This window comes from Alteriqipengyuania lutimaris, from assembly GCF_003363135.1.
GTDB classification, from domain to species: Bacteria; Pseudomonadota; Alphaproteobacteria; order Sphingomonadales; family Sphingomonadaceae; genus Alteriqipengyuania; species Alteriqipengyuania lutimaris.
In genome coordinates, this window is record NZ_QRBB01000001.1 from 1,824,670 (window position 1) to 1,837,836 (window position 13,167).

A 13,167-nucleotide genomic window follows, 5' to 3' on the forward strand; every position below is an offset into this window, starting at 1 on the left:
ATCACCGAGGGCATCGCGCGATGCGTCGCGCGGTGCCTTTTTCTTGTTTATGCCGCCCCCGCCTGCCAAGGCGCGGCAATCCTTTCCGGGGAAAATCCTATGAGCACCGCACAGCCAACCGCGCCGCAACCGCCTGCGATCATCGCCCGGACCGCGCGCTCGCTGCGCGATTTCCTCAAGCAGGAAAGCTCGGGCGGGATCGTGCTGATGGCCGCCGCCGCGATCGCGATCGTGTGGGCTAACAGTCCGCTCGCGCCGGCCTACTTCTCAGCGCTGGAGACCGAGGTCGCGGTGACCGTCGGCGGCACCGGGGTCCAGAAATCGGCGCTGCTTTGGATCAATGATGCGCTGATGGCTCTGTTCTTCCTGCTCGTGGGGCTGGAGGTGAAGCGCGAGGTGCTGACCGGCCAGCTGTCGAGCTGGCAGCAATCCTCGCTCCCCATATTCGCCGCGCTCGGCGGGATGGCGGCGCCCGCGCTGGTGTTCGTCGCGATCAATCTCGGCTCGCCCGGAAACCTGCAGGGCTGGGCGATCCCCGCCGCAACCGACATCGCCTTCGCGCTCGGCATTCTCGCGCTGCTCGGCAGCCGCGTGCCGGTGGCGCTGAAGGCGCTGCTGCTGGCGGTGGCGGTGATCGACGATATCGGCGCGATCGCGATCATCGCGCTGTTCTACACGCCCGGCGTGGACATTTCGATGCTCGGCTCGGCCGCCGTCGTGCTCGTCCTGCTGGCGGGCTTCGGATACATGCGGGTGGGCTCTTCGATCCCCTACGCAATCCTCGGCGTCGCGCTGTGGTATTTCGTGCTCAAGTCCGGCGTCCACGCCACGCTCGCCGGCGTCGCGCTGGCGATGTGCATCCCGATGGTGGACCGCAGGGGCGAGGCGAAGCTGGAGCACTGGGAGCATGAACTGCACCCGTGGGTCGCGTTCCTCGTCGTGCCGATCTTCGCGCTCGCCAATGCGGGCGTCTCCTTCGAAGGGATGGAGCCTGCCGCGCTGCTCGCGCCGCTGCCGCTCGGCATTGCGCTGGGCCTGCTGGTCGGCAAGCAGATCGGCATCTTCGGCCTCGCCTGGCTGGCGGTGAAATCGGGCATCGCGCGGCTGCCCGACGGGGTCGGCTGGCTGCAGGTCTGGGGCCTCTCGCTGATCGCCGGGATCGGCTTCACGATGAGCCTGTTTATCGGCAACCTGGCCTTCGCCAGCCCCGAACAGATCAACGCGGTCAAGCTGGGCGTCCTGTCCGGATCGGTGATCGCCGCGATCGCCGGCGTGCTCATCCTGCTGCGCGCGCGCCGCGCATGACGGGGGCACTGATCCTGATCGTCGTCGGCCTCGTCGCGCTGGCGGTCGGCGGCGAACTGCTGGTGCGCGGCGCGGTCGGCATCGCCGAGAAGCTGGGGATGTCCACGCTCTTCACCGGGCTGGTGATCGTCGGCGCGGCGACCTCGATGCCCGAAATGGTGGCGAGCGTGCAGGCAGTGATGAGCGGCTCGCCCGAGATCGCGTGGGGCAACATCGTCGGATCGAACATCGCCAACTCGCTGCTGATCCTCGGCGGCGCGGCGGTGATCGCGCCGATCATGCTGGCAGGGATCGGCCGCCGCGATTCCGTCGTCGCGCTGGCGATGACGCTGATCCTGTGGGCGATCGCGTGGCGCGAGGTCGGCTCGCCCTTCATCGGCGTCGCCCTGCTGGTGGCGCTGATCGTATATATCCTCTGGCGCTACCGCCATCCGCCAGCGCAGGCCGAGGCGGAGGCGGAGGAGACCGCGACGCCGCCCAATTTTCTCCTCTCGCTGCTGTTCTTCGCCGCCGGGGTCGCCGCGCTGGTGTTCGGCGGCAACTGGCTGGTGACCGGCGCGATCGCCATCGCCAGCGACCTGGGGGTGAGCGAGGCGGTGATCGGCCTCACCATCGTGGCGGTCGGCACCTCGCTGCCCGAGCTGGCGGCATCGGCGGTCGCGGCTTTCCGCGGTCATGCGGAACTCGCAATCGGCAACGTGCTGGGATCGAATATTTTCAACCTGCTGCTGATCGGCGGGGTCACCATGACCGTGTCGGGCCAGCCGCTGCCGGGCGAACTGCTGCAATATGGCTGGCCGATCGCCGCCGCCTCGGCGCTTCTGCTGCTGCTGATGTGCCGCTTCATGCCGCGCATCGGGCGGCTGTTCGGCCTGTTGATGCTGGGCGCCTTCGCGGCCAACACCGCGCTCGCCTTCACCTGAGCGGCGAGGTGAGTCCGCAGGGCAACGCTCGGACGCTTTACCGCATCCAAACCATCGCCGTTTACCAAGAATGACTTGACGGGGACTCCGCGAGGACTCATCGAGTCCCCCTGTGGATAACTCGGCGGGGCGATCAGGGCGCCCGGCCGACAGGTTTTGGGGGATGCGAAACAGCATGGCGGTAGAGACGAAAACGAGAACCCGCGCGCGCACCACGCAGGTTGCGCCGCCACGGGTATTGGCGCCCCAGCTTCCCCTGGGCCAGATCCTCGACGGCGATTGCGTCGAGCGGCTGCGCGAACTGCCCGATAACAGCATCGATCTGGTCTTCGCCGATCCGCCCTACAACCTGCAGCTCGGCGGCGATCTCAACCGGCCCGACGGCAGCCATGTCGATGCCGTGACCGATCACTGGGACCAGTTCGACAGCTTCAAGGTTTATGATGACTTCTCAAAGGCCTGGCTGGCGGAGTGCCGACGCGTTCTGAAGCCCGACGGCGCGCTGTGGGTGATCGGCAGCTATCACAATATCTACCGCCTCGGCGCGACGCTGCAGGATCTGGGGTTCTGGATCCTCAACGACATCGTGTGGCGCAAGACCAACCCCATGCCCAATTTCCGCGGCACGCGCTTCACCAATGCGCACGAGACGCTGATCTGGGCGAGCCAGGGTGAAAAGGCGCGCTACCACTTCAACTACCGCGCGATGAAAACGCTCAACGACGAGCTTCAGATGCGCAGCGACTGGACCTTCCCGATCTGCGCCGGGGGCGAGCGGCTGAAGGACGACCAAGGCCACAAGGCGCACCCGACGCAGAAGCCCGAGGCGCTGCTCTATCGCGTCCTGCTCGCCACGACCGAGCGCGGCGATGTGGTGCTCGACCCGTTCTTCGGCACCGGCACCACCGGCGCGATCGCCAAGCGCTTGGGCCGCGAATGGATCGGCTGCGAGCGCGAAGAAGCCTACCGCAAGGTGGCGAGGGCGCGGATCGAGAAGGAACTCCCGCTCGACGAAAGCGCCCTGACCACGATGCAGAGCAAGCGCACGGCGCCCCGCGTTGCCTTCGGCACGCTGGTGGAGGCGGGCTTCGTCAAGCCGGGCACGCAGGTCTTCGACAAGCAGCGCCGCTGGATCGCGACGGTGCGGGCCGACGGATCGCTTGCGTGCGACAAGCTGATCGGATCGATCCACCAGGTCGGCAAGGACCTGCAAGGCGCCCCCAGCTGCAACGGCTGGACCTTCTGGCACTTCGAGGACGAGGGTCTGGTGAAGCCGCTGGATGCCGCGCGGCAGCTGTATCTGCTCGCGACGGAGGATTGATCTTCCCGTCACCCCGGACTTGATCCGGGGTCCAGCTTCTTTTTTGGGAATGATCGTTATCTGTGGGCGCCCAGAGTCAGATTTTCCATTTAACAAGACCAGTCACCGGATCAATTGACTTTGCAGATTGCGCCACTGGGCGATTCAATCGATTGTCGATGAATCTTTCCTGTCTCCTGTCGGCGCCAAATACCAGTTTCTTTGCCTGAACTATCACGGCGTCGTTCATCGCCTTCGATACGATTTTGCCGCTATATCCTGCCACATGCTGAGGAAGCGATTTGTTCTCGGCCAGCATGACCAAGGTCCGCGGCCCGGTAGGAAGAATTACAAATGCGTCCCGATGCGCCAACCCATTAGACATCATCAATGGGCTATCGCTTGTCATTAGGTCGTATGCATTGTCGTTCAGGTTTATGATGAAGACGGATAATTCCATCATTCGTTCAATCATAGCTTGAGATTGGACCAAATCGACGAACACATTGAGGGCTCCTGCGCGAAAAACGGAAGGATCCTCATCTGCGAACAATGGGTTCTCAAACAGGTCTTCCCTCAATCGATTCTCAAGGAATTCGATCCGCTCCGGGGACCGGTGGAGCATCGATAACATAAATCGAACTAAGCCGACTTTGTCTTCAGGGCCGGCCAATTCATTTCTTTCGGCCATAGCGATGGCTTTTGCGCCTCGATCATCGACAAATTGAAGGAGCTTAGTTTCGATCTCGCTTGCGTCTTCTGGATCACGATTGGGGATTGTGTAGAGATCGATCGCATAGCCCGTTGCTGAGGGGTGGCGGTATCTAGAGTGCAGCTTTTTCTTGGGCCCCACCCGTCCAAATTCCCAAATAACTTCCTTGCCATTCCACGGTCGCTTCCATCGAGAAAGATACCATTCGGGGAGATAGTGATGCTTACGCGGTGGTGGCATATCTTCACGCATTCCGATGATGACGGGACACAATCCAAGAAGAAAGGATTTGCGCGGATTCAGACCTCAACGGTTTCGTAGCGTAGGGCAAAGGCAGTATCAGCACGAATCTCGCACCCGCACCAATAGTATGATACATCGCTCCCATCAGGAGCAGCCCATGGCGACCATCCGCAAAACCATCACGCTCAGCGACACGCAGGACGCGTGGATCAAGCGGCAGATTGCCGAGGGCGGTTTCACCAACGACAGCGAGTCTATCCGCGACCTCGTCCGCCGCGATCGGGAGGGGCAGGCCAAGCTTTCGGGATTGCGGCAGGCGATTGCCGATGGGCTGGACAGCGGGGTGAGCGACAGGTCGCTCGAGGAGATTTGGGCCGGCGCGATGAACAGTATTTCTTCCCCGTCACCCCGGACTTGATCCGGGGTCGGGCTTCTTTCTCGGCACGGCAAAATTAGCCTGATCCCGGGTCGATGCCCGGGATGACGCGTTAAGGGGAGCGTGCGGCTGTCCTACCGGCCTATACGGCGCTATCACTTCGCGGATGACCAGATTGACTCTTCCCGCGGCCGGCGCGCGTGATTTTTCGGCCCGAAAATCGCCGATGTGTCATCCCCAAGCCAAGCTGACGCGTTTTGTTCGCATTTTATCAAGAGCTTATCTCGACCCTTCGCAGGGTGACACCAGGGTGACACGTGTCACCCATGTCGCCCCTAGATCGGCGGAAATCCGCGCATGAGCGAGACTGTCTACATCCGCCCGATCGGCTTCGCGCCGGGTCCGCAGAGCGAGGAGGGCGATGCCGTCCGGCTTGGCGGCGGGCTCGTCTATGCCAGCCGCTTTGTGGTGATCTATCGCCGCGATGGTGAAGTGATCGAGCGCTGGCGCTCTTCGCCCGAGAGCATTGCGCAGGTACTCGCAGAACTGCCCAACAGCGTGGCTGCGGAGGCCGAGGCGCAGTGGAGCAACCTGCGCAACGCGCACCCGCCGCTGGAGCTCGGCGCGCGCACCATTCGCCTCGACCAGCCGCAGGTGATGGGCATCCTCAACGTCACGCCCGACAGCTTCTCCGACGGGGGCAAGCATGTGGGCGACCCGGCGGGCACGCGCGAGGCGATCGGCGCGATGGTCGAGGCCGGGGCCGCGATCATCGACATCGGCGGGGAAAGCACGCGGCCCGGCGCCGATGCCGTGTGGGAGGAAGAGGAAATCCGCCGCATCGTCCCCGCGGTGGAGGCCGCCGCCAGCATGGGCGCGGCGGTCAGCATCGACACGCGCCGGGCGGGCACGATGGAGGCGGCGCTGCAGGCAGGCGCAGCGATCGTCAACGATGTCTCGGCGCTGCGCTACGACCCGCGCTCGGCTGAACTTGTGGCCAAGACCGGGTGCCCGGTGGTGCTGATGCACGCGCCGGGCAAGGGCAAGGACCTGCATGAGGGCGGCACTTATGAGAGCGTGGTGTTCGACGTGTTCGATGCCTTGCGCGAACGGCGCGATGCAGCGGTTGCGGCGGGGATCGAGCGTTCGAAGATCCTGCTCGATCCGGGCCTGGGCTTCGGCAAGTCGCTCGGCGACAACCTTGCGCTGATCAACGCGCTGCCGCTGTTCCACGCGCTCGGCCAGCCGATCCTGTTCGGTGCAAGCCGCAAGCGCATGATCGGGGCGCTGAGCAAGGAGGCGGCGGCGGACGCGCGGCTCGGCGGCAGCATCGCGCTGGCGATTGCGGCGATGGATGCAGGCGCGCACATCCTGCGCGTCCACGACGTGCCCGAAAGCGTGCAGGCGCGCGACGTCTGGCGCGGACTACGCGACAATGCGCTGACCGATTTTGCGGACCTGCCGGGCTAGCCGGTCAGAGCGTATAGCCGCCGTCGCTGGTGAGCACCGTCCCGGTCACGTTGGCGGCGGCGTCGGACAAAAGATAGCCGATGTCGCGGGCCAGTTCGTCGGCGGTGGCGAAGCGTCCGCGCGGGGTGGTCTGGCCCATCTGCGCGATCACCGCCTCGCGGCCATGTTCGGCGAACTGGGCTTCGAGCTCGGGCGAATTCCAGATCGCGGTATCGACCCCGCCCGGCGCGATGGCGTTGACCCGGATACCGAGCGCCGCGTTCTCGGCGGCTGCGATCCGCGCCATGTGCGCGACCGCCGCCTTGGAGACGCCATATGCGCCGATGCCGGGCACGGGTTTGAGCCCGGTGACAGAGGCGGTGACGACTGCGCTCCGCCCGCGGTTCTCACCGTCGGGCTTGCGCATCGCACGCAGCGCGGTGGCGAGAGTGAGGAAGGCCCCGTCGAGATTGATCGCCATCACGCGGCGCCACTCGGCGAAATCGAGCTCGGCGATCTGGCCGCCGGTGCCGATCCCGGCATTGACCACGGCGTGGTCGAGCCGCTCGAGTTCGGGTTCGAGCCTCTGCCAGAAGGCTTCGTCGGCGACGTCCGCCGCGTGGGTTTCGAGCGTGCAGGACAGGTCGAGCTTGCCCAGGCCGTCGCCGTCGCGGTCGATCAGGATCAGGCGGGCGATGCCCTGGCGGTCGAGCCAGCGCGCGGTTGCGGCACCGATGCCCGATGCGGCGCCGGTGATCAGGGCGGTGCGGCCCGCAAAGTCGTATCCCTCGGTCATGGCCGCTGGGACTAGCGGGTTAGGCGGCGTTGTCGATCCCGAGATCGGAAAGCTTGCGATAGAGCGTCGAGCGCCCGATGCCGAGCCGGCGGGCGACCTCGGTCATGCGCCCGCGATAATGCCCGATGGCGAGCCGGATCACGTCCGCCTCGATCTCCTCGAGCGGGCGCAGGTTGCCGTCATGGGTATAGAGCATGACGCCGACCGATTCCTGCACGTGCTGCCCGGTCTCGTGCTCGCCGACCAGTTCGGCCAGCTGCGGGAAGTCGCCTGCGGTCAGCATTTCGGCGTCGCAGAACACCGCCGCGCGGAACAGCACGGCCTGCAACTGGCGGACGTTGCCCGGCCAGTCGAAGGCGCACAGCAGGTTGAGTGCGCTGTCGGCGAGGCTGAGGTGGTGGAGGCCCGGCTGTTCGCCGATCCGGGCGAGGAAATGGCGGGCCAGTGCGGGGATGTCGCCCGCCCGTTCGCGCAGCGGCGGCAAGGTGATGCGGGTGGAAGAAATCGCGGCCAGCAGGTCCTGGTCGAACTGCCCCTTCGCCGCGAGCTCGCTCAGCGGGCGGTTGCTGGCCGACAGCAGGCGGATGTCGATCCGGAAGCCGTGCGTCGCGCCGATCGGGCGCACGATGCCGTCGTTCAGCGTCGCGGCGAGCCGCGCCTGCTGGTCGGCCGAAAGGCGATCGATCTCGTCGAGCACGAGCGTGCCCGTGTCGCAATGCTGGAGCGCGCCCATCTGGCTCTCGAACGCTCCTGCAAATGCGCCTTTCTCGTGCCCGAAGAGCGCCGATTCGATCGAGTTGATCGGCACGCCGGCGACATTGACGAGGCGGAACGGCGCGCGCACGCGCGGGCTGGTCGCGTGGATCGCGCGCAGCAACATCTCTTTGCCCGTGCCGCTTTCGCCTTCGATCAGCACGTGGCTGTGCGAGCGGGCCGCCTTCGCCGCGCGGGCGAGCGCGATGCGGAAGGCCGGGTCGGTCCCGATCATCGCATCGAAATCGAGCACGGCGTGCATCTTCTCGGTCAGCGGCTGCAACTCGTTGCGCTGCGTCTCGACCCGGGTGGCGCTGCGCAGCGCGCGCATCAGCCGTTCGGGCGCGACGGGCTTGATGAGGTAGTCGGTGGCGCCTGCGCGCATCGCCTCGACCGCCAGCAGCGGGCTCGCGCTGGTGGTGAGCATCAGGATGGGCAGGGCGGGGCGGCGCTTCTTCAGTTCTGCGATGAGGTCGCATGCGGCATCGCCGGGCACCCACTGGTCGAGGATGATGGCGGACAATTGCATGCCCTGACGCGTGCCGAGCGTGGCGATCGCGGTCTCGGCATCGTGCACCACGACGGTCCGCCAGCCTTCGCGCGCGGCGAGCGCGGTGACGAGGCGGCTTTGCGCCGGCTCGTCATCGATCAACATCAGCAGGCGTTCTTCTTGATCGTCCATGATACCCCGACAAACCGTCCCAATGCGGTGCAGGGGGATGCTCTACCCAACTCGGGTAAAGACCAGATTAAGCCTGATATGGGGCCGGACGGTTGGCGCATGCGGGAAACCCGGCGCAACGCAGGGTGGGGCACATCGCCTCAGCAATAGCTTGAGAATGGCGGGACGCGGCGATAGACCCTTCGCCGAAACAACCATCCCTACCGGAGATAACAGCCATCATGGCCGCAAGCGAACACCACACGAAGGATATCGAGAAGGCACGCAACACCTATGAACGCTTCATGGGCAGCCTGAAGTGGGCGATCCCGATTATTGGCGTGATCGTGTTCATCGTCGTCCTGCTGATCGCCCCCTGATCCGATGAAGATCGCGGTACTCAAGGAACGCGCCCCGGGCGAGACGAGGGTCGCATTGACGCCCGAGACCGCGAAGAAGTTCATCGCGCTGGGTGCCGACGTCGCGGTGGAAGCGGGCGCGGGGGAACATGCCGCGATTGCGGACGCCGCCTATGTCGAAGCCGGGGCAGCGGTCGGTTCGGCGCAGGAAGTGCTCAAGGACGCCGGAGTGGTTCTCGGCATCCAGGCCCCCGATCCTGCGACGCTGGGCAGCACGAAGGACGGCGCCTTTGTCGCCGCGCTGTTCGATCCGTTCAAGCAGACCGAACGGGTCGAGACCTATGCCAAAGCGGGCCTCGAGGCGTTAGCCATGGAGTTCATGCCGCGCATCACCCGCGCACAGAGCATGGACGTGCTGTCCAGCCAGTCCAACCTCGCTGGCTACAAGGCGGTGATTGCGGCGGCGGACCAGTATGGACGCGCCTTCCCGATGATGATGACGGCGGCAGGCACGGTGCAGGCCGCGCGCGTCTTCATCATGGGTGTCGGCGTCGCCGGGCTCCAGGCGATCGCCACGGCCAAGCGGCTGGGCGCGCAGGTTTCCGCCACCGACGTACGCTCCGCCACGCGCGAGCAGATCGAATCGCTCGGCGCCAAGGCGATCTTCGTCGAGGAAGGCGGGATCGAGGGCGAGGGCACCGGCGGCTATGCCAGCGAGATGAGCGACGAGTACAAGGCCGCGCAGGCCAAGCTCGTCTCGGAACATATCGCCAAGCAGGATATCGTGATCACCACCGCGCTGATTCCGGGGCGGCCCGCCCCCCAGCTGATCAGCGACGAACAGATCGCGAGCATGAAACCGGGCAGCGTGATCTTCGACATTGCTGTACCGCAGGGGGGCAATGTCGAAGGCGCGCTGGCGGACGAGCTGGTGACTCGGCATGGTGTCACGATCATGGGTTACGCCAACACGCCCGCGCATCTGGCACCGGATGCGAGCGCGCTGTTCGCGCGCAACCTGTTCAATTTTCTCTCGGCCTTCTGGGACGAAGAGGCAGGGGGGCCCGTCCTCGACGAGGAAATCGGCGATGCGGTGCGGCTGACCAGAGGCGGGCAGGTGGTGAATGCCAGACTGAATGAAGGCGGCTGAACGAGGGCGGCTGAACGGGGGCAGCTGAAGGAGGGGGGTAAGTCCGATGGGGTTGCTGAACCAGACGCAGACCACGCCGCAAGGCTTCGTGGACAACCACGGCCACGCCCTGGTCGAGGGCGAGGAAGTCTACTTCGCCTTCCGCACGATCCGCGACTGGATCGCCTTCACCGACTGGCGGCTGATCTATGTCGACGTGCAGGGCATCCTCGGCAACAAGAAGGAATATCTGACTGTGCCCTATCGCTCGATCACCGCATTCTCCATCACTAGTGCGGGCACGATCGACATAGATGCGGAGATCGCGGTGTTCCTCTCCGGCCATCCGCCGATCGAGTTCAAGGTCGGCAAGTTCACCAATACCGAGGCGTTGCAGAAGCTTCTCGCCACGCGAATGAACGTCAACTAGTTTCGGCCCCGCGCCCAGAGAGATTGGGTGAAGAGATTTGGCGGAGAGACGTTAACCCATGAGAATTGCTGCCTTCGCAACCGCCATCGTCGCGGCGTCTGCCCTGTCGGCCTGCGCGCCGAGCCTCGCCGACGACGTGGATCTGGCCGATGTCGCGCCGGACGATATCGCCTTCGTCGGCGACTCCCCGATATATCCCAACGCGACGATCGCAGAGAATATCGCTGCGGCGGACGCATTTTCCCACCTCGCCATGCTCGTTGAGCGCGTCGGCCTTGCCGAAACGCTGGGCGCAGCGGGACCTTATACGATCTTCGCGCCGACCGACGCGGCGTTCGACGAGGTGCCGCAGGCACTTCGCGAGGGGCTGGGACGCCCCGAAAATGCGGATCGGCTGAAGGCCACGGTGGCAGGTCACGCGATCCCAGGCACGATCACCTCCGCCGACCTGGCCGCGCGGATCGTGGCAGGCGGCGGAAGGTGGGAGGCGCAGACCTTGGCGGGCTCCACGCTGACTTTCCGCCAGGATGGCGACAGCCTGCGCATATCCGTCGATAACGGCACCGGCGTGCGCGTGACCATGGCCGATCTCGCGCAGGCGAATGGCATGATGCACGTGATCGACGGCGTCCTCCTGCCCGAGGGCTGACCGGCAAATCGCTTGTCCGAGAGCGCCTAGCCCATCGACAGCGCCCTTTCGCCTTGCAATAACCCGCACATCCGGTTTCGCGCAGGGGAGGCGTGCTTTTAAGATGGACTTCATTTCCGTCCTGTCGATTTTCGTGCTGGCGTGTTTCGTCGGCTATTACGTGGTGTGGTCGGTCACGCCCGCGCTGCACACGCCGCTGATGGCGGTGACCAACGCGATTTCTTCCGTGATCATCGTCGGTGCGCTGATTGCCAGCGCCGAGGCAGGTAGCGCGGTCGCCAAGTGGCTGGGCCTTGCCGCCGTGGTGCTCGCCAGCATCAATATCTTCGGCGGTTTCGCGGTGACCGAACGGATGCTCGCGATGTACAAGAAGAAGGACGGCAAATGAGCGGGTCGGGAAGCAAGGCGACCGGTCGCCATAAAAAGGCGATGTGGGCGCTCGGGCTGATCTTTGCGGTGGTCGTTGTGTTCGTGGTGTTCGGTTATTCCGTGGGCAAGGACATGGCGCTGCAAGACAATGCGCGTGATGCTGCCCCCCTGGCGGGAGAAAGCGAATGAGCCTTCCTCGCGACGTAGAGCCGCTCGCGGTGCCGCCGGGGTCGGATTACGCGGTGAGCCATGCGGTCGAGACCGCTGCCGCGCACGGGCCGACCAATCCCTGGGTTGCGCTCGCCTATCTGGTGGCGGGGGTGTTCTTCATTCTCGCGCTGCGAGGGCTTTCCAGCCCCGCGACCAGCCGGGCGGGCAACCGCAACGGGATGATCGGGATGCTGATCGCGGTCGTCACCGTGATCGTCACCCACGACATCGCCAATATCGTCGAAATCCTGATCGCAATCGCGATCGGCGGACTGATCGGCTTCACCATTGCGCGAAGGATCGCGATGACCGCGATGCCCGAGCTGGTTGCGGGCTTCCATAGCCTCGTCGGCATGGCAGCGGTGCTGGTCGGCTTGGCCGCGTGGATGAACCCCGGGGCGTTCGGCATTCTGGACCTCGATGGCCAGATCCTGACTGTCAGCCGGATCGAGCTGGGACTGGGCATCGCCATCGGCGCGATCACCTTCAGCGGCTCGGTCATTGCCTTCCTGAAGCTTTCCGGCCGGATGGGCGGCAAGCCGATCATGCTGCCGGGGCGCCATGTCATCAACCTCGGCACGCTCGCCGCGATCATCGCGCTGATCGCAGCCTATGCGATGTCGGCCACGGCGGGTCCGGGCGAGGGCTGGATGATTATCGCCATTGCCGCGCTCGCCTTCGCCATCGGTTTCCTGCTCATCATCCCGATCGGAGGGGCGGACATGCCGGTCGTGGTTTCGATGCTGAACTCCTATTCCGGCTGGGCGGCAGCGGCGATGGGCTTCACGCTTGGCAACACGGCGATGATCATCACCGGCGCGCTGGTGGGCTCCTCGGGCGCGATCCTGAGCTACATCATGTGCCGCGCGATGAACCGCAGCTTCATCTCCGTGATCGCGGGCGGCTTCGGCGCGGACGACAGCGCTGCTGGCGGCGGCGAGGCGCGCGAGCAGCGGCCGTACAAGCAGGGCAGCGCCGATGACGCAGCCTTCATGCTCGAGCAGGCGGAGAAGGTCATCATCATCCCCGGCTACGGCATGGCGGTCGCGCAGGCGCAGCACGCGCTGCGCGAGATGGGCGATGTGCTGAAAGCCAAGGGCGTGGACGTGAAATACGCGATCCACCCCGTCGCGGGCCGCATGCCCGGCCACATGAACGTGCTGCTGGCCGAAGCCAACGTGCCCTATGACGAGGTGTTCGAGCTGGAGGACATCAACTCCGAGTTCGCGCAGGCCGATATCGCCTTCATCATTGGCGCGAACGACGTCGTGAACCCGGCGGCGAAGACCGACAAGAGCTCGCCGATCTACGGCATGCCCGTGTTCGACGTGGGCAATGCCAAGCAGGTGTTCTTCATCAAGCGCAGCATGGGCGGGGTCGGCTATGCGGGCGTCGACAACGACGTGTTCTATCTGAACCAGACCACCATGCTGCTGTCCGACGCGAAGAAGATGGTCGAGGAAATCGTGAAGGCGATGGACTGATCGGCTGGCCCGGAAGCCT

Annotated in this window: 15 protein-coding genes; 12 read left to right on the forward strand and 3 right to left on the reverse strand. The window is 65.1% G+C overall.

Features of this window, described 5'->3' with window-relative positions; translation table 11 throughout:
• Window positions 1–99 precede the first annotated feature (99 nt).
• From nhaA to DL238_RS08670, 3 genes are all read left to right on the forward strand, one after another.
• Window positions 100–1,305: a Na+/H+ antiporter NhaA gene (gene nhaA, locus DL238_RS08660; protein WP_115491886.1), complete on the forward strand. Its 1,206-nt coding sequence runs from the start codon at window positions 100–102 to the stop codon at window positions 1,303–1,305.
• Window positions 1,302–2,228 (forward strand): calcium/sodium antiporter, encoded by a 927-nt coding sequence (locus DL238_RS08665; protein WP_115491887.1) that lies wholly within the window; start codon window positions 1,302–1,304, stop codon window positions 2,226–2,228. The genes nhaA and DL238_RS08665 overlap by 4 nt, the downstream gene beginning before the upstream one ends.
• Window positions 2,229–2,403: 175 nt before the next feature.
• Window positions 2,404–3,549 carry a site-specific DNA-methyltransferase gene (locus DL238_RS08670; RefSeq protein ID WP_115491888.1) on the forward strand — a complete coding sequence of 382 codons (1,146 nt, stop codon included), beginning with the start codon at window positions 2,404–2,406 and terminating at the stop codon, window positions 3,547–3,549.
• Window positions 3,550–3,625: 76 nt separating this feature from the next.
• Here the strand turns inward: DL238_RS08670 and DL238_RS08675 are convergent, their stop codons facing one another.
• Window positions 3,626–4,492, reverse strand: a complete 867-nt coding sequence (locus tag DL238_RS08675) for a DUF4238 domain-containing protein (RefSeq protein ID WP_147291002.1) — start codon at window positions 4,490–4,492, stop codon at window positions 3,626–3,628.
• Between the two features lie 148 nt (window positions 4,493–4,640).
• Between DL238_RS08675 and DL238_RS08680 the strand changes: the two genes are divergently transcribed.
• Together DL238_RS08680 and folP are read left to right on the forward strand one after the other, a co-directional pair.
• Window positions 4,641–4,901, forward strand: coding sequence for a type II toxin-antitoxin system ParD family antitoxin (locus DL238_RS08680; protein ID WP_115492850.1), 261 nt, complete (start codon window positions 4,641–4,643; stop codon window positions 4,899–4,901).
• Window positions 4,902–5,216: 315 nt separating this feature from the next.
• Complete coding sequence (folP, locus tag DL238_RS08685) at window positions 5,217–6,329, forward strand: dihydropteroate synthase (protein ID WP_115491890.1); 1,113 nt, start codon at window positions 5,217–5,219, stop codon at window positions 6,327–6,329.
• 4 nt (window positions 6,330–6,333) lie between these two features.
• On the opposite strand, the gene DL238_RS08690 is transcribed toward folP, so the two are convergent.
• Both DL238_RS08690 and DL238_RS08695 read right to left on the reverse strand, forming a co-directional pair.
• A complete protein-coding gene (locus DL238_RS08690; RefSeq protein WP_115491891.1) occupies window positions 6,334–7,104 on the reverse strand; it encodes an SDR family NAD(P)-dependent oxidoreductase in 771 nt (256 codons plus the stop codon).
• Between the two features lie 19 nt (window positions 7,105–7,123).
• The gene (locus tag DL238_RS08695; protein WP_115491892.1) at window positions 7,124–8,539 is read right to left on the reverse strand and encodes a sigma-54-dependent transcriptional regulator; all 1,416 of its coding nucleotides are present in this window, start codon (window positions 8,537–8,539) and stop codon (window positions 7,124–7,126) included.
• A 221-nt stretch (window positions 8,540–8,760) separates the two neighbouring features.
• Between DL238_RS08695 and DL238_RS16110 the strand changes: the two genes are divergently transcribed.
• The 7 genes from DL238_RS16110 to DL238_RS08720 all read left to right on the forward strand — a co-directional run bounded on the left by DL238_RS16110 (window position 8,761) and on the right by DL238_RS08720 (window position 13,148).
• Entirely contained in the window at window positions 8,761–8,898 is a 138-nt protein-coding gene (locus tag DL238_RS16110; protein ID WP_181883878.1) for a hypothetical protein, read from the forward strand.
• 4 nt (window positions 8,899–8,902) lie between these two features.
• Window positions 8,903–10,027: an NAD(P) transhydrogenase subunit alpha gene (locus DL238_RS08700; RefSeq protein ID WP_115491893.1), complete on the forward strand. Its 1,125-nt coding sequence runs from the start codon at window positions 8,903–8,905 to the stop codon at window positions 10,025–10,027.
• A 46-nt stretch (window positions 10,028–10,073) separates the two neighbouring features.
• The gene (locus DL238_RS08705) at window positions 10,074–10,436 is read left to right on the forward strand and encodes a PH domain-containing protein (RefSeq protein ID WP_115491894.1); all 363 of its coding nucleotides are present in this window, start codon (window positions 10,074–10,076) and stop codon (window positions 10,434–10,436) included.
• Between the two features lie 58 nt (window positions 10,437–10,494).
• Window positions 10,495–11,085 carry a fasciclin domain-containing protein gene (locus DL238_RS08710; RefSeq protein ID WP_115491895.1) on the forward strand — a complete coding sequence of 197 codons (591 nt, stop codon included), beginning with the start codon at window positions 10,495–10,497 and terminating at the stop codon, window positions 11,083–11,085.
• A gap of 103 nt (window positions 11,086–11,188) precedes the next feature.
• Complete coding sequence (locus tag DL238_RS08715; RefSeq protein WP_115491896.1) at window positions 11,189–11,473, forward strand: NAD(P) transhydrogenase subunit alpha; 285 nt, start codon at window positions 11,189–11,191, stop codon at window positions 11,471–11,473.
• A complete protein-coding gene (locus DL238_RS16115) occupies window positions 11,470–11,643 on the forward strand; it encodes a hypothetical protein (RefSeq protein WP_181883954.1) in 174 nt (57 codons plus the stop codon). Before DL238_RS08715 ends, DL238_RS16115 begins: the two co-directional genes overlap by 4 nt.
• Complete coding sequence (locus tag DL238_RS08720) at window positions 11,640–13,148, forward strand: NAD(P)(+) transhydrogenase (Re/Si-specific) subunit beta (RefSeq protein ID WP_115491897.1); 1,509 nt, start codon at window positions 11,640–11,642, stop codon at window positions 13,146–13,148. The genes DL238_RS16115 and DL238_RS08720 overlap by 4 nt, the downstream gene beginning before the upstream one ends.
• The last annotated feature ends 19 nt before the right edge of the window (window positions 13,149–13,167 follow it).